This window comes from Streptomyces sp. NBC_01288, assembly GCF_035982055.1.
In the GTDB taxonomy this organism is placed as follows: domain Bacteria; phylum Actinomycetota; class Actinomycetes; order Streptomycetales; family Streptomycetaceae; genus Streptomyces.
This window is the reverse complement of the sequence record NZ_CP108427.1, coordinates 10,225,231-10,246,113: the sequence shown is the minus strand read 5'-3', so window position 1 is coordinate 10,246,113 and position 20,883 is coordinate 10,225,231. Positions and strand designations below refer to the sequence as shown.

Sequence of the window (20,883 nt, the reverse complement as noted above, 5' to 3'; positions counted from 1 at the left end):
ACACCCTTGACCCGGAAGTTCTCCAGATCCTCCGCGCGCACGACCATGTTGACGTACCAGCGACCGTTCCCGCGGTGTCGGCCCACCGCAGGCCGGCGACCCCGGCCGGGGTCCCACCGGACGGGCGGGATCCACAGCCGGCAGGCCGTCCGGTGTCTCTTCCTCGCCCGCCGAACGGTGAGCGGCAGGCTTGTCAGAATCGGCCTAACTCACGGTCCACGCCTGTGCCGCTGCCGGGTGTGCGTCGTCGCAACTCCATTGCATGAGCTGGCTGCCGGTACTGCCGACCGTGTCGAGGCACAGGTTGGTGCCCACGTGCCTGAATTTCGCGCCGACCTTCTGGTCGACGATCGCGGCGGTTTCGACCCACTGTTCCGACGCCAGCCCGTCGCAGAAGTATTCGTCGACGGCCTCTCCTGGAACGCTGGTGCCGTTGTTGACCTCGGCGCAGTACCCACTCGCCTGATTCACCAGGTAGTACGTGTCCGCCGCACCGGTCGACACGAACGCCCAGTTCTGGGTGCTGGAACCGTTGCAGTTGGCCAGCTGAAGTCTGACGTTGAGTACCCCGCCGGGCGCGTCCACGCATTGGGCGTAGGCCATGTTCTTGATCGTGTGATAGCTGCTCGCAGCCGCTGCGGCCGTGACCCGGGCGGAGATGCCCGCCGTGGAGTCCGCGGTCGGCGTGGCCGCGCTTGCCCCCGTCGCCAACGTGACCATGCCCGCGCAACTCACCAACGTCGCCGCCAGGACAGTGATCCTGTTTGGGATCTTCATCATCGTGACTCCTCTGACTTGTCGACCGGAAACCCGATATCCGATGAGCGAAATCCGATATCGCCTTGTTCGTGGACAGCGTGTTCCGCCGAAAGTCCGCCGTCGCCCTCTGTTCCGCTCAGCGGACCGGCCAGCGCTCGCCAGCCGTGCGGGGCCTCATTCGGCGAGAAGTCGCCGGGGACGAACTCCAGGGCATCCGCCCGGGGGAACCGCTCTGAGAGTTCATCAATGGTCCGGGCAGGAACGACAGGATCCGTACCCGGCCGCAGCGGGCCACGAGGGAAGCGGGCCGGTTCCCCGCGCACGAGCTGTGCGGTTCTGCCCGAACACCGCGCCCTGGCGTTTGCGGTGCACCGGCTGAACCTCCGGCGCGGGCGTTGCGTATCAATTCCGCGGGGACAGATCCGGTCCCTCCCACGGGACGGAAGGAAAGCACCGTGCCCACACCATCCGCCTCCGACTCACCGGACGACCGCACCGCGCTGGAGCCCATCCGCGTACTGCGCCCACGCCGCACCGACGCCCTGGCCCAACTGCTCGACGACATACGCCACGACAAGGACTACCGCACCCACGCAACCGTGGCCGCGCCCGTCCCCCACACCCCGACCGGCGACGACACCGAAGAACTCCCGCCCGTCCCCGGTGGCAGGACGGAGGAACTCCCCGCTCCCTACGGCGACGTCCGGCCGCCGCGTCCCGTGGACCGCCCGCGCCTGGGTCCCGGACAGCGCCGGGCGGCCGTGGTGATCGCGGTCGCCGCCGCGGCCGTCGTCGGCTTCGGCTGCTCCCTCCTGATCCCCAGCCCCACCAAGACCACCCCGGTCGCACCCCCGGCAAGCGCCTCGGCGGCCCCGACGTCGGCCGCCCCGAGCGCGGTCGGGGCCTCGGACGTCCTGACCAACCCCGGCTTCGAGTCGGGCAGGGTCTCGCCGTGGACCTGCCCCGGCAACCCTGGATCGGTCGTCGCCTCCCCCGTCCACACGGGCTCCAAAGCCCTTCAGGGGAGGGTGAGTTCGCGCGACACCGCGCAGTGCGAACAGACCGTCGCGGTAGGGCCGAACACCACCTACTCACTCAGCGGCTGGGTCCGGGGCTCCTATGTCTACCTGGGCGTTGACGGCGGCACTTCCACCTGGACCAATTCCCCCTCCACCTACAGCCAACTGACCGTCTCCTTCACCACAGGGGCATCCCAGACCAGCGCGACCATCTACGTCCACGGCTGGTACGCGCAGGGCACCTACTACGCCGACGACATCACCCTGAACGGGCCGGGTGCCGGCACTCGGCCCTGAGCGAACCCCTCCACACCGACAAGGGTTGTCCTTCCCGGCGGGTGGGGGCTGTGGCCAGGTGGCCAGGCCTGCTTTGGCCGGACGGTCCACGCTCTTGCCGTTGTGTGCCCAGGCCAGGTCCGGCGCCCGGGGGTCGCAGTGGTGACAGCCCCGGATCGTTTTCGCCCGCCCGCAGAAGGGACCATGCGATGGACCCCGATATCCGCACCCGTGCCGCGATCGAGGAACACTGGCAAGCATCGGAGCAGGGAGACGGCGAAACCGAGCACGCGATCCACGCGCCGGACGCGATCCTCGACCATCCCCAGTCAGGCGAGCGGTCCCGCAACGCGGCGGCCACCCTGCCGACCGGCGGAAGTCGCGCAGGTGCCGGAAGGCGGCGGACTCGGGAAATGCACGACCCGTCCGTGAATATCGCGGCGATCGCCGAGACGTTCACCCGCGTGCTTGCCGCTTCGGCCGGCTCCGCGCAGGAGCCGGCCGAGTGACGTGCAACGCGCTCTGTTCGTAAGGGAGTTGGTCAGGCCGCCTGGCCGGCCTCGGCCTCGTCGAGGCGCTTGCCCGTGGGGATCAGCGACGCGGCGACCGCGATCGCGCCGGCGAACAACAGAAACCCGTTCGTGAACTGGCTTTGCCCCGGCGAGATCGGTGCGGCGCGAGGCAGAAGAGCAACGTGATCAGGAGGGCAACCGGTGGACTGTTGGATGAGTTCACCGGAGTGTCACGGTCACACCGACGCGCGGACCACGACCCGGGCGGGTACGGGGGCCAGTCCCTCCGTGTCGATCCCGAGGGCGCCTCGGGCGGCGATCCGTCCGAGGACTTCGGCGTCGATGTGGACGGTGGTGAGCGCGGGCGTGGACAGGGAGCCGTACTCGGTCTCGTCGAAGCCCATCACCGCCATGCCCTCGGGCACGCGCACCCCGAGGTCGTGCAGGGCGGTCAGGCTCCGCAGCGCTATGTCGTCGTCGAAGGCGGCCAGGGCGGTCACGTCCGGGTGCGCTGCCAGAAACGCCTCGACGGCGACCGCGCCGGCTTCCCGTGGCCGCGGCACGACCAGCCGTTCCAGCGGCGGAAGTTCCAGGCGCCTGGCGGCCTCCCGGGCGAATCCGAGGCGAGCCTCGGTGAGCGGGAAATCATGGTCGGGCATGGCGAGCGCGATCCTGCGGTGCCCCCGTTCGGCGAGGTGGCCGATCTGTAGGGCCGCGTTGGCGGCGAACCCGTTGTCCCAGTCCTCCTCGATGGGCCCGTGGCCCCGCATGTAGACCTCGCCCAGCCTGAACACCGCCCGCGGCACGATGGTGTCGAGGATCTTCTGCGTTGCTTCGGGAGCGGCGTGTCCGTGGCGGACGAGCAGGACATGGTCGTGCTGGGCCAGCTCCTCGTCCAGGCCGCGGACGTAACTGCGGGAGAAGTTGCCCTCGATGCCCCAGTCCACGTTGAGCACGACGATGCGCGACGAGCCCTCGCGCAGCGCACGGGCGATGCCGTGCGGGACGTAGCCGAGTTCCCGAGCCGCTTCCAGGACCCGTTCCCGTGTCGCGCCGGAGATCGTCTGCCGTGGGTCGTCGTTCAGCACGAAACTCACGGTCGCCCGCGACACACCGGACGCCTTGGCCACATCGCTCAGGGTCACCCGGCCGGAACGGCCCATATCGGCATGCTCCCTGTCCGTAGGTCGGCACGGCCCGTCCACGAGCGGCCTCACCGAAGCAGTATCCGATTCCTAGAACGATTAAGCGACAGAGGACAGCCTACGCGGCCGGCGTGTTCCGGCTCCTCCCGCTCGTTTCCCGCGCCACGACGTTCTCGTGTTCGACGCTCCACTGGGCGGCGCGCAGCGTGTTGACCATGAGCATGGTGATGGTCGTGGGGCCGACACCGCCGGGAACGGGGGTGATGCGCTCAGCGATGCCGTCGAGTTGGGCGGAGCGGACGTCGCCGGTCAAACCGGACGGTGTGCGGTGGACACCGACGTCGATGACGACGGCGCCGGGACGGACGTGTTCGGGTCCGATGAGCCCGCGGACTCCGGTGGCGACCAGGACGATATCGGCGGGGCGGGTGACCGCCGGGAGTTCGGCGGTGAACTCGTGCGCGACGGACACGATCGCTCCGCGCCGGAGCAGGAGCTGGGTCAGCGGCCGTCCGACCAGTTCGCCCCAGCCGACCACGGCGACGCGGGCGCTCCTGAGCCGAACGCCCCCAGCGTCCAGGAGTTCGACGACTCCGCTGGGTGTGCAGGGGCGCAGTCCGCGTTCTGCTCGGGCGAGGAGGCCGGCACTGGCGGTGGTGAGGCCGTCGACGTCCTTGGTGACGGGGATACGGTCGATCAGCGCGACCGCGTCCAGCCGCGCGGGCAACGGGAGTTGGAGCAGGATGCCGGAGACCTGCGGGTCGGCGGCGAGTTCGTCGATCACCGCGGCCACCTCGTCCTGGGTGGCGTGCGGAGGCAGAGGGCGGTGGAAGTCGCGTGTACCGGCTTCCCCGATGGCACGTCTCTTGGCGGCGACGTACACGGCACTGGCCGGATCGTCGCCGACGAGGACGGTGGCGAGGCCGGGGATTCCGCCCGCTCCCGCGGCCGCTGCGACCTCGGCGGCGACCTGTGCGCGGATCCGCCGGGCGATCCTGGTGCCGTCGATCATGGTGGTCATGGAGGCGAACCGCTTTCTTGTCGTGAGGAACGATTCGCCCGAGTGAGACCGGGTGAGAGGGGTGGGTCCGCACCGGGCGGTTCCGCGTGCCGGAGAACAGTCCGCCGTCAGGCGAAGACGATGGTGTGGTTGCCGTCGCGGATGACCCGGTCCTCGGCGTGCCACAGCACGGCGCGGGAGAGGACCGCGCGTTCCACGTCGGCGCCTCGGCGGGTGAGGTCGGAGGCCGTGTGGGCGTGGGTGACGCGGACGACGTCCTGCTCGATGATCGGCCCCTCGTCGAGGTCCTCGGTGACGTAGTGCGCGGTGGCGCCGACCAGTTTCACGCCCCGCTCCTTGGCCTTGGCGTACGGCCCCGCGCCGATGAAGGCCGGCAGGAAGGAGTGGTGGATGTTGATGAACGGGACGCCGACGTCCTCGATGAAGTCTCCGGAGAGGATCTGCATGTAGCGGGCCAGGACGACGAAGTCGACGTTGCCCTTCAGCAGTCGCAGGTGTTCCGCCTCGGCGGCGGACTTGTCCGCGCCCTGGCAGGGGACGTGGAAGAAGGGAATGCCGAAGCCGCGCACCTCCTGGGCCACGTCGGGGTGATTGGAGATCACCATGGCGACGGTGACGGGGAGTTGGCTCTGCCGGTGGCGCCAGAGCAGGTCGAGCAGACAGTGGTCGGACTTGGACGCGAAGATCGCGACCCGCTTGGGTACGGACATGTCCCTCAGGGTGTAGCTCAGTCCGAACCCCTCGACCAGGCGTTGATCGAGTTCGGCCCGCAGCGCGGGCAGCGCGGCCTGGAGGCTGTCCAGGCCGAACACGGTGCGCTGGAAGAAGGCGCCGCCCTGCGGGTTGTCCGAGTACTGGTCGAGGGAGACGATGTTCGCGCCGTGGCCGCTGAGGACGGAGGTCACGGCCGCGACGATGCCCGTGGCGTCGGCACCCTGCACGATCAGCGACGCCTGCTGGGCGAGCGGCTTGCCCATGGCGGTGCGGGCCGGGGCGTCCTGTGTGAGGGTCATGCGAGGCTTTCCTTCCGGAAGCGGGCGGCCCAGTCGGAGGTGGCCTTGAGCCCGCCGAACGTATAGAAGTGGATCTTCAGGTCGCCGTGGCGGGCGGGCTCGTAGGCCGCGGCGAGGTCGCGAAGGAAGCGATCCGGTCCCGCGGTGCCCATGAGGTTGGTCAGCGAGAACCCGTATTTCTTGACGACGGACGCGCTGGTTCCGACCCCGAAACGGGCCGCGTACGCCATGAGCCGGCGCACTCCGGCGGGCCCGGGCACACCGATCCTGATCGGGACGCCGATGCCCCGGTCGCGGACCTCTTCCACCCAGGTGAGCACCGGGTCGACGTCGAACCCGAACTGCGTGATGACATCGCCCTCCAGGGACTGGGCGGCGAGCGCCCGGTGCTTGTCCCGCAGCGCGGACCAGAGCGATTCCCCGTCGATCACCGGGTGGCCTTCCGGGTATCCGGCGATGCCGACATGCCGAACGCCGTACTCCCGCAGCAGCCCCGTGTCGATCAGGGCCAGGGAGTCCGCGTACGAACCCTCGGGGTGTGTCGGGTCCCCGCCGACGAGGAACACGTCGTCGGACGTGCCGTCGGCCCGCAGACCGGCCAGGAACTGCTCGAAGTCGGCGCGCGACCCGAGGCGCCGGGCGGATATGTGCGGCACGGGCACGAAGCCGAGCCGCTTGACCGCGAGGGCCGCCCGCAGGCGCATCGGCAGATCCTCGTTGCCGAGGAAGGTGATGTTGATGCGGGTGCCTTGGGGAATGGTGTCGTGGGCTGCTTCCAGTTTGGGGATGTCCTTCCCGGTCATCTCCAGGGAGAAGTCCTCAAGGAGCGCTGTGCCGACCGCTGTTCGTGCCGTGCTCGCGGGGTTCATCGTCTGTCCTCTCGCTCTGCCGGGAGGTGGTCGCGTCAGCGGTCGCGGCGGTAGAGGGTGCGCGCGTGCTCGTTGAACGGGGAGGGCTGGACGGTGGCGCGGATGCGGGGGAAGCCCAGGTCGGCCTCGGGGTCGGTGCCGGAACCGGGGTGCTCGCCCCAGACCACCGTCACCGCGGTGCCCGCGGCGGAGTGCTCGGAGTCGATCAGGGTCTGTGCCAGCACGGCACCCACCGGATCGATCGACGCGCTCTGCATCGTGACGCCGACCAGACCCGCGCCGGTCTCCACCCGGTGGCGTGCGTACGTGAGCACGAAGCCGGGGTCCTGTCCCTCGCCGACGACCGTGCGCACGTCGTCGGGGTCGAGGACGAGGGTGACCTTGGTGCGGCATGTCTCGCCCTTGGCCTTCGCCAGGGCGTCCCGGCCCACGAAGTCGTGGTTGAAGGAGATCATCTTGCCGTAGCCGAGTTCGTACGGCGATACGTAGTAGTCCTCGATGTCCTCCGAGAAGAAGCTGCCGTTCAGCGGGCGCTTGCCCTCGATGCCGAACAGGGGCAGGTGCCTGCGGTATTCCAGCAGTTCGGGGTCGGTGTAGATGCCGGGCACCGGCGAGGGGATCCACCCGCTCTCCACGCTGGGGGTGGTGTAGGCCAGGGCGCCGACCTGGATCAGGCCGAGCGGCTCACCGGCCTTGAGGAACGTCTCGTGGACGTACGCCGCGTGCTCCCAGGGGCCGATGAACTCGAAGCCGGCCTGACCCGCCATGCCGTGGCGCAGGGCACGGAGCGGGCGGCCGTCGAGGACGACCGGGCTGGAGTGGAAGAACTTCGTCTCCGGCATCGGACCGCCGAAAGCCCGCTCCACCAACTCCACGGCCGACGGACCCTGGATCTGGTAGCGGAACAGCTTCGGGTCGGCGCCGCCGGGCCGGAAGGCGGAGGAGGGGTCGGTGACGAAGCCGACGTCGTAGCCGCCCTTCTCCGCGTGGTACTGGACCCAGTGCTGAGCCGCGGGGACACCGCTGAGCAGGTATTTGTCCTCGCCTTCGCGGGCGAGGATCCCGTCGGTGACGATGTGGCCGCCACGGGTCACGGGCACGTACTGCTTGGCCTGGCCGACGGCGAACTTCTCGAAGTTGTTGGCACCGTGGTCGGCGAGCACCCGTGTCGCGTCCGGGCCCTCGATCCACATGTCGTACATGTGGTGCGAGAGGTTGAGCAGGGCCACGCCCTCGTGCCACGCGGCCTGCTCCTGACGCCAGCCCGTGTACTCGCGCTCGACGACCTCCGGGGTCCACGGCTCGGCGTTCGGCTGCCACAGCAGCTTCATCGGCGAACCGGCCTTCTCGATGCCGTCCTGAAGGGAGGGGGCTGCCATAGCGGCTCCTTGTTTCGTGGCTGTCTGTCCCGGGAGAACTAAATCGATCTAGTAAGTTCCCTACTAAATCGATCTAGCGAAGTTAGCAGAGCGGTCCCACTCGGGCGAGGTGCTGGTTCCGCATTCATTGCGTGCGATCGAGGTGCGCGACCACCGGTCGACACCTGCCGTCATCGGGGCGTGGTGTGCTGATCCGCGGGCGGTCGTTCACGGTGCGCAATCTCCTGGTGCGCGGCGCACAGACCGAGTTCCGGTCGGGCGATGGACAGCCGCTCTGGTCCTGGTGCGGGTGGCACCGCGTACCAAGGGCCGCGAAGGAGCGATTGCCTCATGTGTGGGTCCTCGACCGAGTGCACAGGCGCGTCGGCGCCCGTGCGCGGATGAACGACGCCCGTGAAGCCGCGCCGCCCCGGATCTCCCAGCGGATGCGCAGGCGGCGGACCTTGAGGCGCTCACCTCGCTCTTCGAGCGCTACCGGGAGACCGCGGTCCCCACGACGTCAGCGCCGCGGGCACCGCTCCGTTCGTCGCCGACGCGCAGGCGGGCGAGGCGCTCTCCGGCACCGATCGCCGCATCCTCTCCCTACCGGTGGCGGGCATCGTGGACAAGGCCGTCACCCGTTGAATAGGGCTCAGCCGACGCACCGTCCAGCGCCTCATCCAGCGGGTGATGACCCTCGCCGGGGCCATGACCCGTATGCGACTCGCCAGGCAGGCGGGCGGCCACGGCCGGCTCTGAACGGCCGCGCCCGGTGGCTCACCCGGCGCTGATCGGGCCGCACATCAGGTTGCCGGGTTCGGCAGGGTCGTCGCTGATCCAGAACTGGGTCCACAGCGCGGCGAACTCGGGGCGGCTGAGGTAGCCGTCGGCGTCCTGGTCGAGCCGGTCGAAGGCACCGCCGGTCTCCACGGGCCGCCCGTGCCAGGTGTCGACGAGCCGCTGGTGCTCGCCGCGCGAGATGCGCCCGTCGGCGTTCTCGTCGACCGCGTCGAAGATGGTGTCGGCGGTGGCGGTGACGGCCTCGGGGATGGTCGGCAGCAGGTCCACCATGGCGAGGAGGTCGTCCATGTCGATCCGGCCGTCCCGGTCCGTGTCCACGGTGTCCGACAGTTGCTGCCACCAGCCCTTGAGTACGCCGTCCACGCGCGCCGCCAGTTCCGATCCCTCTCTCACCCGCGGCAGCCGGCCCCAGCGGTCCGCCAGGGCCGCGAAGTCCGCCTCCTCCAGATAGCCGTTGCCGTCCGCGTCGAACGCCTCGAACATGGCCCGGAGCTTGGTCCGCTGGAACTCGCTGGACATCACATGTCTCCTCGCTCGCAGTACTTCAGTAGTGAGGAGATGCTTTCCGCGGCCGGCCGCCCCGCAACGGCGCTCGCGCTCACCACGGCGGGCACCCGCGCGCCCACGCGCCTGCCCGGTGCGCCGGGCGCCGGTTTGCCCGCGGCGGATGAAGGATCGTCCCCCGTAACCGTCCACGCCCGCCGAACGCCGCCGCCGATTCCGTACCCTGGCGGCATGCGCATGCGCCCCACCCTGAGCTGGACCCCCGCGACAGCGGATCTGCTGCCGGGCACAACCGACCTGGAGCCGGTCGTCGACGCGCTGAGCGCCGGCGGTGTGCTGGTGCTCAGCGGGGCGGGCATCTCCACGGAGTCGGGCATCCCCGACTACCGGGGCGAGGGCGGGAGCCTGAGCCGGCACACCCCGATGACCTACCAGGACTTCACCGCAAGCGCGCACGCGCGGCGCCGGTACTGGGCGCGCAGCCACCTCGGCTGGCGCACCTTCGGGCGGGCCCGCCCCAACGCCGGACACCTTGCGGTGGCCGCCTTCGCCCGGGACGCCCACGTCTCGGGCGTGATCACCCAGAACGTCGACGGCCTGCACCAGGCCGCCGGCAGCGAGGGCGTCGTGGAACTCCACGGCAGCCTGGACCGGGTCGTGTGCCTCTCCTGCCGTGCCATCAGCCCGCGCCGCGAACTCGCCCGGCGCCTGGAGGCCGCGAACCCCGGCTTCGAACCGGTCGCGGCCGGAATCAACCCGGACGGCGACGCGGACCTCACCGACGCGCAGGTCGGGGACTTTCGCGTCGTGCCGTGCGCCGACTGCGGGGGCGTCCTCAAACCGGACGTGGTGTTCTTCGGCGAGGCGGTTCCGCCGCAGCGCGTCGAGCTGTGCCGGCGGCTGGTCCGCGAGTCGACCGCGCTGCTGGTCCTCGGCTCGTCGCTGACGGTGATGTCCGGGCTGCGGTTCGTCCGTCAGGCAGCGCAGGAGGGCAAGCCTGTACTGATCGTCAACCGGGACCCCACCCGGGGCGACCCGCACGCCCGCACCCGGGTCGCCCTGCCGTTGGGAACGGGACTGACCACCGTCGCCGACCGGCTCGGCATCCCGGTCGGCGGGCCGGCGGACCGAGGAACAGGTCTGTCTGAATGACGGCCTTGGCCGAAGCCGGGTTCACCGGGATCAGCGTTGACGTGTTGGCGTCGACAGCCCCGGGTGCGCGCACCGCGGACACCTTGCTGGTGATCGCCGGACGGCGACTCCGACTGAGCGTCTGGTCCGGTGATTGGTGTGTGGTCCCGGGTCGGGTTCCTGCTGCTGAATTCAGCGACGTGCGGCTCGTGCGGTATCGAGGATCTCGGCCAGCCTGAGGGTGTCTCGGCGAGGTATCGATCGCCCTCGCCTGGTGCTCGCAGCGATCCGGCAGCGATGGCGTGAGTGCTCCCGCGCGAGGACTCACCGAGCGTTCGGTCCGGTGATTTGGTGTGTGGTCCCGGGTCGGGTTCCGCGCCGGTTCAGGGTGGCTTCGCCGGTGAGTCCGCAGGCCATCAGGTCGGTCATCGTGAGGTGGATCATGGCTCCGGAGCGGTCCGGTGGCGTTCGTAGTCGCGGGCGAGACGTCGGTGGTGCATGAGCCGGCCGATGCCGTGTTCGATGGTCCACCGTCTCGGAACGATCGTGAACCCGCAGGCAATGGGCGGGCGTTGGGCGGGGTGGACATCGATACCGAGGCTGGGTCCATGGTCGATGGCGGTGGTGCGGCAGCCCGCGTCCACCCATGCCTTCGTGATGTACGGGTGGGCGGCGGCGATGCGGGAGAGCAGGGACACGCCGACCGAGGTATCCAGCACGGCCGGCAGCAGGCCGAGAGTGTCGCAGCCGAAGTGTCGCTTGCGGCCGATGATCTGCTTCCCGGTGCCCGCGCCCTGATCCGCGAGGTGCAGGTACGTCGGCGGTGGTTTTGATGGTCCGGGAGTCCAGTACGCAGGCCGGCGAACTGCCCGAACAAGCCGTCGTACTGCCACTTGGCGAAGTGCCCGTAGGTCGTGGCCCAGGGAGAGAAGTCGTGCGGCAGGTAGCGCCAGGGGATGCCGGTGCGGTTTGGGCGTCGAGCACACAGGCACTCAGCTCTGCGTCCCTGGCTTCGGACTGACTCACCAACTGACGCAAGATGTCGACGAGTTGACTGAAGACGCCATCCTGCCGCCATACCAAGAAGTATCGCCAAGCCGCCCGATCCGACACGGGGCGTGACGTCGCGTCAGCAAGCCGAACCAGCGCACCGCTCACCTCGCAGACCCCGGAAAGGGGACCCGCCTCCCGCTGCGGCAAGCGAGTGTGGAGGACGAACGAACCGTCGTGGTCCCTCCGCCCCACACACCCACCACCGGAGATGCTCGGCGGTCAGCTGCCGACGAGCATCTGCCAGGTCTGCGGTCCCACCTGGCCGTCCACGCCCAGCCCGTGCGCGGACTGGAAAGCCCGGGCGGCGCTGACAGTGCCGGCGCCGAAACTGCCGTCGACAGCAAGGCCGTAGCCGAACTTGTTCAGCTCCACCTGGGCGGCGCGCACGGCGTCGCCGCTGGAGCCGTCCTGGACCTGGACGATCAGCGCCGACCACGTCTGCGGGCCAATCTGACCGTCCACCCCGAGGCCGTGCGCGGACTGGAAGCTCTTGGCCGCGGCAAGGGTGGCCGACCCGAACTGGCCATCCGCGGTGATCGAGGCACCGTGGTAGCGCAGCAGGTACTGCGCGGCCAGCACGTTGTTCCCGGTGTCGCCGTCGATGACGTTCGGCCAGGGCGGTGCGACCGTGCTACCGCCCGAGGCGCCGTTCCCGGTGCCCACGAGCATCTGCCAGGTCTGCGGTCCAACCTGGCCGTCCGCACCCAGGCTGTGCGCGGACTGGAAAGCCCGGGCGGCGCTGACAGTGCCCGAGCCGAAGTTGCCGTCGACGGTGAGGCCGTAACCGAACCGGTTCAGCTCCACCTGGGCGGCCCGGACGGCGTCGCCGCTGGAGCCGTCCTGAACCTGGACGATCAGCGCCGACCACGTCTGCGGGCCGATCTGACCATCCACCCCGAGGCCATGCGCGGACTGGAAACTCTTCGTCGCGGCGAGCGTGCCCGACCCGAACTGGCCATCCGCGGTGATCGAGGCACCGTGGTAGCGCAGGAGATACTGCGCCGCCTGCACGCTGGGCCCGGTCATGCCGTCGGTGATGTTCGGCCAGGACGGCAGGATGACTCCTCCACCGCCGCCGCCCGTGCCGCCCCACTGCCCGAAGTCGGCGGCCATCGCCTGGTCGAGGTCCGCGTCGTGCCCGGAGACCGTGATGTCGTTCTGGACCTGTCGCAACTGCGCGCGGCTGTCCCAGTTCCCGCCGGACCACGCGTACGTCTGCCAGCCCCAGGCTATTTTCCCGTTGTCGAAGAGCTCCCCGATCACGTGGTAGCCGCCGTACGCACCGGTCCGGGACCGGCCGATCACCGAGGCGACGCCGTCGAAGTAGGAGTTGAGCGCGGAGTACATCGAGGGCTGAAGGTCGAAGTCGACGCTGAAGTAGATCGGCCGCGACGACGGCATCCCGTTGGCCAGCGCTTGCCGCTGCGCCTCTGTGGCATGGCCGGCCCCCTGGGAGTAGGGGTCTGAGGGGACGCCGCTCTGCCAGTCCTGAAGCCCGTCGGACTCCCAGTTGGAGACGATGCCCAGATCCGCGGCGGTCAGGGCCTGAGCCTCGGACAGGGTGAGGACCTTCGAGTTCGGCAGCCAGCTGAGGTAACGGCACACGAAGCCGTAGCCCGCCGCGGCGACCGAACCGGCGGTGAGCGACGCGTCGGAGTAGTCGATCCCATACCCGGTCGCCGTCGACGCCGCGGACGCCGACTGGGCGAAGCCGATGCCGGTCGCGGTGGCCACCACGGCGCCGCCGGCGAGGGTCAGCAGCCTGCGTCGAGACAATTGATGGCTGTGGCCGAACAGGCTCATGACATGTTCCAATCCTTGACGTCTGGTTGCGGTGAGCCACGCGGGAGCCGCTGGGCGACACGGCGTTCGAGCCTGTCGGAGCCAGCTGTCCAGCGCTTGGGCGGTGCCAGGCGGAAGCAGCGCTGTAGGTGATCTTTGGGCCCCGGTCCGGCCGGTGTCCACGGCGCGTCGGGATCTGGCGCGATTGCGGGACGGCACCGGCACTGACCTGCGGGGATCCGCAGCAGCGTGACGACCGGGCGGGACAGCTTCGACGCGGCCACCGGACAGGGCAGCCGCGTGGGTGCCGGCGCAGGCCTCGGCCGCGGGGGCGCTGGCGCTGGCGCTGGCGCTGTGGAAGCAACGGGGTGTCCGTCGTCCAGGGCGAGCGGCCGGCGGACGGGACACACCGGGGGGCACCCGGCCACGGCCGATGAGAGAGCCCGGGCGTGCCCGGTCTGCGGGGTGTTCGCCACCGGAGCGAAGGGCTCGGCGCTGACCCGGCCCCCGCGACCTGCCGTACGGCGAGAGCGGGCTGGAGCTGCGCTGCCACAGGCGCCGCTCGTGGCCGCCGCCGCGAAGGGCCTGCCGCCGATCACAGACGGGACGGGACCATCCAGCACCCGTCCGGTTGAACCGGCCGCTCTTCAGGGGGATTTACTCAATGGCCCCCTTGCGCAACGGGTTCAGACCAGCCATCCCACGGTCCGGCCTGAACAGTCGTGCACCAGAAGAAGGGGGGAGCCCCCAGACCCACGGATCAACCCCAACCACGCAGAAGAACCTGGTCAGAGCCCCACCGCCAGGCAAGTCCAGCCCTGCAAAAAGTAATGCCCAGTATGTACAAGGGAAAATCCAGTTCATCAGTCCGCAAATCGATCACTGGATCGGTGTAATCGGCACATACGCCGCACCGCTCGGCGATCTAGCGTCGGAGTGCACGGGGCCGCACGGACCAGAAAGGCATTCAGACACTCATGCCCATCCCGCATACCGACGTCATGCCCGAAGCCGAGTTCGACACCCTGACCGTTTCCCGCGGCGGCGGTCTCCCGCCGGCCGTCGACCTCCTCCAGCCCGTCGACGAGCTGCCCGAGTTCGCGTCGGAGCCCGACCTGGTCTGCCGCCGGGTACGCGACGAACTGATGCTCGACGGCAACGCGCGTCTCAACCTCGCCACCTTCGTGACGACCTGGATGGAGCCGCAGGCAAGGGAGTTGATGGCGGAGACCGCCGAGAAGAACCTCGCCGACCGCGCCGAGTACCCGCAGATCACGGCGATGGAAGAGCGCTGCGTACGGATGCTCGCCCGGCTCTGGCACGCGCCGCACGCGGAGCAGGTCCGCGGCTGCTCGACCACCGGCTCCAGTGAGGCGGCCATGCTCGGCGGGCTCGCGCTCAAGCGCCGCTGGCAGGAACGCCGCCGCGCCCAGGGCAAGGACACCTCACGCCCGAACATCGTGATGGGCGCGAACGTCCAGGTGTGCTGGAAGAAGTTCGCCAACTACTTCGAGGTGGAGCCGCGTTACGTCCCGATGGAGCCGGGCCGCTACCACCTCACGGCCGACACCCTCACCGCCTACTGCGACGACAACACCATCGGCGTCGTGACCATCCTCGGGTCCACCTTCGACGGTTCCTACGAGCCCGTCGCGGACATCTGCATGGCCCTGGACGGCTACCAGGCCGCCACCGGCACCGACATCCCCGTGCATGTCGACGGCGCGTCCGGCGCGATGGTCGCCCCGTTCCTCGACCCGGGCCTCATGTGGGACTTCCAGCTCGAACGCGTCGCCTCCATCAACACCTCGGGGCACAAGTACGGCCACGTCTTCCCCGGCCTGGGCTGGGCGTTGTGGCGCAACGCCGAAGCCCTCCCCGACGACCTGGTGTTCGAGGTCGACTACCTCGGCGGCAGCTCCCCCAGCTTCACCCTCAACTTCTCCCGCCCGGGCGCGCATGTCGTCGCGCAGTACTACAGCTTCCTCCGCTACGGCGTCGAAGGGCTGCGCAGTCTGGCGGCGCAGAGCCGCTCCACGGCCCGCGCACTCGCCGCGCGCATCGAGACCATCGCACCCTACGAGTTGATCACCGATGGCTCCGAACTCCCGGCGTTCGCCTTCCGGTTGACGCCCGGCACGCGGGGCTTCACGGTGTTCGACGTCTCCCACGCGATGCGGGCCCGAGGCTGGCACCTGCCCGCCTACAGCTTCCCCGCGCCCTGCCAGGACGTCTCCGTCCTACGTCTCGTGGTGCGCACCGGGTTCACCGCCGAACTCGCCGGGATGTTCATCGCCGACCTGACCGAGGTCACCAGGAACCTCCACGAGACCCGCCCGACGCTCGCGCCGCCGCACCAGCCACTCGTCACCGCCTGACGACACGCCCCCTCCCATCAACTAACGTCCCCCAGCGCCGAGTTGAGCACCATCCGGTCCGCGGTCCGCGGCGACACCCGTCAGCGGGTGTGGCGGCGGACCGCGTCCAGCAGTTGGTCGATGTCGTCGGCACTGTGCGAGAAGGCGGTGACGAAGCGGACGATGCCCGGCTCCCACCGGTCGTGGTAGAAGGCGTAGCCCTCGGCGAGGAGTCCTTCGGTGACCTGCTGAGGCAGGCGGCAGAAGAGGATGTTGGCCTGCGGAGTGGCCAACAGACCTGCCCCGGCGATGGACTTGAGGCCGTCGCCGAGTCGGGCTGCCATCGCGTTGGCCTGCCGGGCGTTGCGCAGCCAGAGATCGTCGGTGAGGTACGCGTCGATCTGGGCCGTGTTGAAGCGCATCTTGGAGGCGAGTTGCCCGGCGCGCTTGGCGCGGAAGGCGAGTTCACCGGCGAGCGCGGGGTCGAAGGAGACGATGGCGTCGGCGGTCATCGCACCGTTCTTGGTGGCGCCGAAGGACAGCACGTCGACGCCCGCCTTCCATGTCATCTCGGCCGGGGTGGCGCCGAGTTGGACCAGGGCGTTGGCGAAGCGCGCCCCGTCCATGTGGACGCGCAGGCCCGCGTCCTTGGCGATGCCGGACAGTTCGCGGATCTCCGCCAGGGTGTAGACGCTGCCGCTCTCGGTGGCCTGGCTGATGCTCACCGCGGACGGCTGCACACTGTGCACGTCACCGGCCCGGCGACGCACCGCCGTCCGCAGCGCCTCGGGGTCGATCTTGCTGTCGGCGCCCGGGACACCGACGAGCTTGGCCCCGTTGGTGAAGAACTCCGGCGCGCCGCATTCGTCGGTGTTGATGTGGCTGTCCGGGTGGGAGAGCACACTCCCCCAGGGCGGGGTGAGGGCGGCCAGGCTCAGGCCGTTGGCCGCGGACCCGGTGGAGACCGGGAAGACATCGACGTCCCGCTCGAAGATCTCGCCGAGCCTGCGGCGGGCGCTGTCGGTGAAGGGGTCGTTGCCGTACGGCAGAACCTGCCCGGCGGCCGCGTCGGCGACGGCACGGGCTATCTCCGGGGACGCCCCGGCCATGTTGTCGCTGATGAAGGCGCGACTGGAGGGAGTGGTGGCGATGGTGGAGGTGCTCATGAGCGGGGGTTCCTCGGTCTCAAGTTCTACTGAAGTCCTGGTAGTTGACGGTGTCCCAAGTACTGCTGAGGTATCGGTTGTTGGCGTTGCCCCAAGTACTGCTGAGGTATCGGTTGTTGGCGTTGCCCCAAGTACTGCTGACGTCCTGGTAGTTGACGGCGCCTCAGGTGCTGATGGGAGAGGCGAAGACGACGGTGATGTCGACCTCCTCGGCGCCGGTCCGGTAGAAGTGCGGGGCGTCTCCGGCGAACGCGAGCATGTCGCCCGGGCCCAGGTCCTCCGGCGCGTCGACGGGGCCGGCGGTGACGTGCCCGGTGGCGATGAGCAGGTGCTCGATGGTGCCGGTGGCGTGCGGTACGCCGGCCAGCTCCGTCTCCGGCGGGATGCGCAGCCTCCAGATCTCCAGGCTGTTGCCGCTGCTGATCCGACGTAGCAACTCCCTTGATACTTCCCCGGGTTCGATGTCCGTGCCCGGCCGGAAGACCGGCCCGGTGTCGGCGTCGCGCGCCAGCAGGTCGGCGATCGGGATGCGCAGGGCGATCGCGATCGCGTCCAGGGTGTCGATCGTGGGATTGCCGTTCCCGGCCTCCAACTGCGACAGGGTGGCCTTGCTCAGCCCGGCGCGCCGAGCCATCTCCGCGGCGCTCATCCCGCGCTGCTGACGGCGCAGCCGGATCTTCGCGCCGACCGCGGCCGCGGTACTGCTCACCGGTCGACGGCCGGACGGCGGGGGTGTCATCATCGGCTCCGGTGGGTCGCGGTGTAGGACACGCGGATACGGCCCTTCTTGACCTTCAGGGTCGGCAGCACCACGTCGGCGAGGTCGCCGAGGCTGCGCACATGCGTGCCGCCACAGGGCGCGGAGTGCAGCGCGTCGAGATGCACCACGCGCCGCCCGTCGGGGAGGTACCGCGCGAAGACCGGCAGATCGTCGGCGACCGCGGCCGCCACGGCGGCGCGCAGCTCGGCGGTCACTTCCTCCCGCCCGTCCGGGTCGGCCAGCCGCGCGTCCGCGTGCGGCGCCCGGAACTCGATCCGAGCCTGACCGGGAAAGTGAATACTCCCGACCATCTCCCACCCCTGCGTCCGCCCGACCGCCTCGACGAGATGCCCGGCCGTGTGCAGCGCGGCATGCAGCATCCGGGCCTGCGGATCGATCCGGGCGCGCACCCACTCCCCCACCGCGAGGTCCGGCAGACCGCCGCCCTTGGCCGCCGTAGCCACAACCAGCCCCGACTCCCGCTCCCGAACGGGAACTACCTCCGCATCCCCCAACCACCCGCGGTCGGCAGGCTGTCCCCCACCCTGCGGATGAAACAGACAGTGCTCCACGGCCGCCCAGGGCGCCCCGCCCGTCTCGCCGACCGCGATCACCCGCGTATCGACCTGCTCCAGGTACGTGTCGTCGAGGTAGGCGCCGATCTGTGTGCCGACCCGAGAAGCCACGATCAAATGAACCATGCGTTCACTATACCGAACCACGAGAGGAGTAGTGAACACAGCGTTCGTTTTAATCAACACATCCGTCTGTGAGGCCAGAAATCGACGAATGCCCGAGAACACCCGGGCCACGGGAACCACTCCGGCATCCGACGCATCAGGAATCACGCCAATGTCGGCACCCGACGCCTCACATCAGGCGGGCGCACCAACGCCCCCGCGAGCCCCAAACGCCCACCCCATGCAGTGCACGTACACGGCCCAAGCCGCCACTTCACACACTCGCCGCACCGCCGTCACACGAGAAACGCATTCAGCCGACCCGGGACCCGGGCCCTCCCCGCGGGGCTGACGGCCCGCGCGCGGCGCGCCTACCCTCCCGGCCCATGCGATCACCCCGTACGAGACGCCTCGGTCTCGCCACCGTCCTCGGTTTCGTCCTCGCCGTCTTCGGCCTGGCCCCGAGCGCGAGCGCGGCGGACGCCGACCTGACCTTTGCCACCGACACCGCCACCACGACGCCCGGCGGCGCGGTGAAACTCTCGATGACGCTGACCAACAACAAGACCTACGACGTCCTGTTCGTCTACCAGACGATCGAGCCCACCTGGCTGACGACCCAGCGGCCCGACCTCAAGTACAGCTTCACCGACTGCGCGCTGACCACGGACACCGGCAGCACCCCCTGCACCGGCGTCGGGCCCACCGACATAGGCCCGGACTACGGCGCCACCATCCCGCCCGGGCAGAGCCGGACCGTGACGCTGACCCTCCAGGTCGCCGCCGACTCGGGCTGCAACGGTGACATCGGCTTCTACTCGTACTACTACTCAGAGTTCAGCGACTCGACGAACGTCAGCGGCGGCCCGGTCTACACACCGGAGACGCGCGTCCTCTGCGCCTGACATCCGACCGGCTCCTCGCCGTCGCCCTCAAGCCCGCTCCCTCGCCCCGCCGCCCTTCGCCCTGCCGGTCGCTCGACCGACGGGGCGAAGGGCATGCCTTATTTGCGAAGACGAACGACTCGAATCGCGCAAATGGCGCGACCGTTAGGCGGGTTACGATCGATTGGTACGTAGGCAGTCCTGAGTGCGTTGCAGTCCTGACGGGAGAAACCAGATGGCCACCAAGTCGAAGCAGGCGCGTCAGATCGAGCCCGGCACATACGAGGCGTACATGCACGACTGCCCCGCGGTGGCCCTGCTCTCGACGATCAGCAACCGGTGGGTCAGCCTGACGATGTGCACCCTCGGGTCGTACGGCGAGCCAATGCGCTACAGCCACATCAGCCGCGAGATCCCGGGCGTGAGCCAGAAGATGCTCACCCAGACGCTGCGCATGCTCGAACGCGACGGCATGGTGGACCGGACGGTCACCCCGACCGTGCCGGTCCGCGTCGACTACGAGTTGACCCCGCTCGGGCAAGGTCTGTACGGCCTGCTGTCCCAGGTGCGCGACTGGGCGGCCGAGAAAACGGACGAGGTCGACGAGGCGCGAGGGCGCTACGACACCCGGCAGACCGACCAGTGACGACAGGCGACAGACACCAGCCTCGCCCACCCCGCAGGCGGTAACGCACTTTAAAGTGCCTACTTACTAATCGATCGTAACCTGCCTAGCGTTTGTGGTGTTCGGATACGCAAACGGAATGGCGGACATCATGCGCGCTGCAGTCGTCAAGAAGACCGGTGGACCCGAGGCCGTCGAGGTCCTGGAGGTTCCCCTCCCGGAACCTGGCCCCTTCGAGATCCGCGTCAAGGTCGCGGCCGCCGCGCTGAATCCCGCCGACGCCGCCGTGTGGGGCGGGTTCTTCGGGCCGCTGGACGAGGTCGAATACACCGGCCTCGGTCTGGACGCCGCCGGGACGATCGACGCGGTCGGTACGGGCGTTCTCCTCAAGATCGGAACGCCGGTCATCGTGTTCCACGCCCCCGTACAGCGCCCCACCAAGGCCCAGGCCGAGTACCTGGTGACCGACCTCAACTCCATCGCCCCCGCCCCTGAGGGCATGGACCTGACACTCGCGGCGACGATCCCCCTCAACGCGATGACCGCCTCGATGGCCCTGGACCACCTCCCGCTGCGCCCTCGCGACACCCTGCTCATCACGGGCGCCGCCGGGGCCGTGGGTGGCTACGCCGTCGAGTTGGCACGGACGCGGGGTGTGCGGATCGTCGCGCAGGGGCGGCCGGAGGACGACGAGTTCCTCCGCGAGCGTGGTGCCACCTGGTTCGTGTCGCGCGACGAGCAACTGAGCGACGCGGTACGCCGGTTCGTGCCGGAAGGCGTGGACGGCGTGCTCGACGCGGCGGCCCTGGGCGCACCCGCGCTGGCGGCCGTCCGCGACGGCGGCGTCTTCGTGAGCGTGCGGATGGACGCGCTGCCGACGCCGGAGCGGGGCGTGGTCGTACGCAACACCAGCGCCGGCCCCGAACCCACGCGTCTCGCCCACCTGTCCGCCCTCGCCGAGGTAGGCGTCCTGACACCACGCGTGGCGCAGACCTACCCCCTGTCCCAGGCCGCCGAGGCCCACGCCCAGCTCGCCCGGGGCGGCCGGCGCGGCCGGATCGTACTGGTGCCGTAGAACCCGAGACCGCCCTACACACCAGCGATCAGCCGATCACGTTCGACACGGGGACGGCTTCCTCCGCGGAAGTGGAGGAAGTCTCTCCATGTC

Annotated in this window: 18 protein-coding genes and 2 pseudogenes; 7 read left to right on the top strand and 13 right to left on the bottom strand. The window is 69.6% G+C overall.

Annotated features, from left to right (window positions below):
* Nucleotides 1-204: 204 nt before the first annotated feature.
* Nucleotides 205-780: an RICIN domain-containing protein gene (locus OG194_RS46155; protein ID WP_327406715.1), complete on the bottom strand. Its 576-nt coding sequence runs from the start codon at nucleotides 778-780 to the stop codon at nucleotides 205-207.
* 791 nt (nucleotides 781-1,571) lie between these two features.
* Between OG194_RS46155 and OG194_RS46150 the strand changes: the two are divergent.
* Together OG194_RS46150 and OG194_RS46145 are read left to right on the top strand one after the other, a co-directional pair.
* A pseudogene (locus tag OG194_RS46150) lies at nucleotides 1,572-2,063 on the top strand (carbohydrate binding domain-containing protein); the annotation flags it as partial.
* A gap of 200 nt (nucleotides 2,064-2,263) precedes the next feature.
* A complete protein-coding gene (locus OG194_RS46145) occupies nucleotides 2,264-2,563 on the top strand; it encodes a hypothetical protein (protein ID WP_327406714.1) in 300 nt (99 codons plus the stop codon).
* A gap of 239 nt (nucleotides 2,564-2,802) precedes the next feature.
* Here OG194_RS46145 and OG194_RS46140 read toward each other — a convergent pair whose 3' ends face one another.
* The 6 genes from OG194_RS46140 to OG194_RS46115 all read right to left on the bottom strand — a co-directional run bounded on the left by OG194_RS46140 (nucleotide 2,803) and on the right by OG194_RS46115 (nucleotide 9,292).
* A complete protein-coding gene (locus tag OG194_RS46140) occupies nucleotides 2,803-3,729 on the bottom strand; it encodes a LacI family DNA-binding transcriptional regulator (RefSeq protein WP_327406713.1) in 927 nt (308 codons plus the stop codon).
* Between the two features lie 100 nt (nucleotides 3,730-3,829).
* Nucleotides 3,830-4,732 carry a bifunctional 5,10-methylenetetrahydrofolate dehydrogenase/5,10-methenyltetrahydrofolate cyclohydrolase gene (locus tag OG194_RS46135; protein ID WP_327406712.1) on the bottom strand — a complete coding sequence of 301 codons (903 nt, stop codon included), beginning with the start codon at nucleotides 4,730-4,732 and terminating at the stop codon, nucleotides 3,830-3,832.
* Between the two features lie 107 nt (nucleotides 4,733-4,839).
* Nucleotides 4,840-5,745 carry a formyltetrahydrofolate deformylase gene (gene purU / locus OG194_RS46130; protein ID WP_327406711.1) on the bottom strand — a complete coding sequence of 302 codons (906 nt, stop codon included), beginning with the start codon at nucleotides 5,743-5,745 and terminating at the stop codon, nucleotides 4,840-4,842.
* On the bottom strand, nucleotides 5,742-6,614 hold the full coding sequence (locus OG194_RS46125; RefSeq protein ID WP_327406710.1) for a methylenetetrahydrofolate reductase: 873 nt from the start codon (nucleotides 6,612-6,614) through the stop codon (nucleotides 5,742-5,744). The genes purU and OG194_RS46125 overlap by 4 nt, the downstream gene beginning before the upstream one ends.
* Before the next feature lie 35 nt (nucleotides 6,615-6,649).
* Nucleotides 6,650-7,993, bottom strand: a complete 1,344-nt coding sequence (locus tag OG194_RS46120) for an aminomethyl transferase family protein (protein WP_327406709.1) — start codon at nucleotides 7,991-7,993, stop codon at nucleotides 6,650-6,652.
* Nucleotides 7,994-8,749: 756 nt separating this feature from the next.
* Nucleotides 8,750-9,292 carry an EF-hand domain-containing protein gene (locus OG194_RS46115; protein ID WP_327406708.1) on the bottom strand — a complete coding sequence of 181 codons (543 nt, stop codon included), beginning with the start codon at nucleotides 9,290-9,292 and terminating at the stop codon, nucleotides 8,750-8,752.
* A 216-nt stretch (nucleotides 9,293-9,508) separates the two neighbouring features.
* Between OG194_RS46115 and OG194_RS46110 the strand changes: the two genes are divergently transcribed.
* Nucleotides 9,509-10,429 carry an NAD-dependent protein deacetylase gene (locus OG194_RS46110; protein WP_327406707.1) on the top strand — a complete coding sequence of 307 codons (921 nt, stop codon included), beginning with the start codon at nucleotides 9,509-9,511 and terminating at the stop codon, nucleotides 10,427-10,429.
* A 419-nt stretch (nucleotides 10,430-10,848) separates the two neighbouring features.
* Here OG194_RS46110 and OG194_RS46105 read toward each other — a convergent pair whose 3' ends face one another.
* The 3 genes and pseudogenes from OG194_RS46105 to OG194_RS46095 form a co-directional block, all read right to left on the bottom strand.
* Nucleotides 10,849-11,127, bottom strand: coding sequence for a hypothetical protein (locus OG194_RS46105; RefSeq protein WP_327406706.1), 279 nt, complete (start codon nucleotides 11,125-11,127; stop codon nucleotides 10,849-10,851).
* Between the two features lie 194 nt (nucleotides 11,128-11,321).
* A pseudogene (locus tag OG194_RS46100) lies at nucleotides 11,322-11,486 on the bottom strand (hypothetical protein); the annotation flags it as partial.
* A gap of 194 nt (nucleotides 11,487-11,680) precedes the next feature.
* Nucleotides 11,681-13,264 (bottom strand): peptidoglycan-binding protein, encoded by a 1,584-nt coding sequence (locus OG194_RS46095; RefSeq protein WP_327406705.1) that lies wholly within the window; start codon nucleotides 13,262-13,264, stop codon nucleotides 11,681-11,683.
* Between the two features lie 956 nt (nucleotides 13,265-14,220).
* Here OG194_RS46095 and OG194_RS46090 point away from each other — a divergent pair.
* Nucleotides 14,221-15,621, top strand: a complete 1,401-nt coding sequence (locus OG194_RS46090; protein ID WP_327406704.1) for a glutamate decarboxylase — start codon at nucleotides 14,221-14,223, stop codon at nucleotides 15,619-15,621.
* Between the two features lie 80 nt (nucleotides 15,622-15,701).
* Here OG194_RS46090 and OG194_RS46085 read toward each other — a convergent pair whose 3' ends face one another.
* From OG194_RS46085 to OG194_RS46075, 3 genes are all read right to left on the bottom strand, one after another.
* A complete protein-coding gene (locus OG194_RS46085; protein WP_327406703.1) occupies nucleotides 15,702-16,766 on the bottom strand; it encodes a threonine aldolase family protein in 1,065 nt (354 codons plus the stop codon).
* Nucleotides 16,767-16,929: 163 nt separating this feature from the next.
* Nucleotides 16,930-17,475: a helix-turn-helix domain-containing protein gene (locus OG194_RS46080; protein ID WP_317770824.1), complete on the bottom strand. Its 546-nt coding sequence runs from the start codon at nucleotides 17,473-17,475 to the stop codon at nucleotides 16,930-16,932.
* A gap of 29 nt (nucleotides 17,476-17,504) precedes the next feature.
* Nucleotides 17,505-18,227 (bottom strand): metal-dependent hydrolase, encoded by a 723-nt coding sequence (locus OG194_RS46075; RefSeq protein WP_327406702.1) that lies wholly within the window; start codon nucleotides 18,225-18,227, stop codon nucleotides 17,505-17,507.
* Between the two features lie 365 nt (nucleotides 18,228-18,592).
* Here OG194_RS46075 and OG194_RS46070 point away from each other — a divergent pair, with 365 nt between their 5' ends.
* The 3 genes from OG194_RS46070 (at nucleotide 18,593) to OG194_RS46060 (ending at nucleotide 20,790) form a co-directional block, all read left to right on the top strand.
* Nucleotides 18,593-19,111: a hypothetical protein gene (locus OG194_RS46070; protein ID WP_327406701.1), complete on the top strand. Its 519-nt coding sequence runs from the start codon at nucleotides 18,593-18,595 to the stop codon at nucleotides 19,109-19,111.
* Between the two features lie 214 nt (nucleotides 19,112-19,325).
* Nucleotides 19,326-19,736: a winged helix-turn-helix transcriptional regulator gene (locus OG194_RS46065; RefSeq protein WP_327406700.1), complete on the top strand. Its 411-nt coding sequence runs from the start codon at nucleotides 19,326-19,328 to the stop codon at nucleotides 19,734-19,736.
* Between the two features lie 130 nt (nucleotides 19,737-19,866).
* Complete coding sequence (locus OG194_RS46060) at nucleotides 19,867-20,790, top strand: zinc-binding dehydrogenase (RefSeq protein WP_327406699.1); 924 nt, start codon at nucleotides 19,867-19,869, stop codon at nucleotides 20,788-20,790.
* The last annotated feature ends 93 nt before the right edge of the window (nucleotides 20,791-20,883 follow it).

Bases quoted from the DNA above. Each gene is read 5' to 3' on its own strand.
- OG194_RS46125 (WP_327406710.1), bottom strand. From the start codon at position 6,614: ATGAACCCCGCGAGCACGGCACGAACAGCGGTCGGCACAGCGCTCCTT.
- purU (WP_327406711.1), bottom strand. From the start codon at position 5,745: ATGACCCTCACACAGGACGCCCCGGCCCGCACCGCCATGGGCAAGCCG.
- OG194_RS46090 (WP_327406704.1), top strand. From the start codon at position 14,221: ATGCCCATCCCGCATACCGACGTCATGCCCGAAGCCGAGTTCGACACC.
- OG194_RS46065 (WP_327406700.1), top strand. From the start codon at position 19,326: ATGGCCACCAAGTCGAAGCAGGCGCGTCAGATCGAGCCCGGCACATAC.
- OG194_RS46145 (WP_327406714.1), top strand. From the start codon at position 2,264: ATGGACCCCGATATCCGCACCCGTGCCGCGATCGAGGAACACTGGCAA.
- OG194_RS46095 (WP_327406705.1), bottom strand. From the start codon at position 13,264: ATGAGCCTGTTCGGCCACAGCCATCAATTGTCTCGACGCAGGCTGCTG.
- OG194_RS46155 (WP_327406715.1), bottom strand. From the start codon at position 780: ATGATGAAGATCCCAAACAGGATCACTGTCCTGGCGGCGACGTTGGTG.
- OG194_RS46115 (WP_327406708.1), bottom strand. From the start codon at position 9,292: ATGTCCAGCGAGTTCCAGCGGACCAAGCTCCGGGCCATGTTCGAGGCG.
- OG194_RS46135 (WP_327406712.1), bottom strand. From the start codon at position 4,732: ATGACCACCATGATCGACGGCACCAGGATCGCCCGGCGGATCCGCGCA.
- OG194_RS46075 (WP_327406702.1), bottom strand. From the start codon at position 18,227: ATGGTTCATTTGATCGTGGCTTCTCGGGTCGGCACACAGATCGGCGCC.
- OG194_RS46085 (WP_327406703.1), bottom strand. From the start codon at position 16,766: ATGAGCACCTCCACCATCGCCACCACTCCCTCCAGTCGCGCCTTCATC.
- OG194_RS46060 (WP_327406699.1), top strand. From the start codon at position 19,867: ATGCGCGCTGCAGTCGTCAAGAAGACCGGTGGACCCGAGGCCGTCGAG.
- OG194_RS46140 (WP_327406713.1), bottom strand. From the start codon at position 3,729: ATGGGCCGTTCCGGCCGGGTGACCCTGAGCGATGTGGCCAAGGCGTCC.
- OG194_RS46120 (WP_327406709.1), bottom strand. From the start codon at position 7,993: ATGGCAGCCCCCTCCCTTCAGGACGGCATCGAGAAGGCCGGTTCGCCG.
- OG194_RS46070 (WP_327406701.1), top strand. From the start codon at position 18,593: ATGCGATCACCCCGTACGAGACGCCTCGGTCTCGCCACCGTCCTCGGT.
- OG194_RS46110 (WP_327406707.1), top strand. From the start codon at position 9,509: ATGCGCATGCGCCCCACCCTGAGCTGGACCCCCGCGACAGCGGATCTG.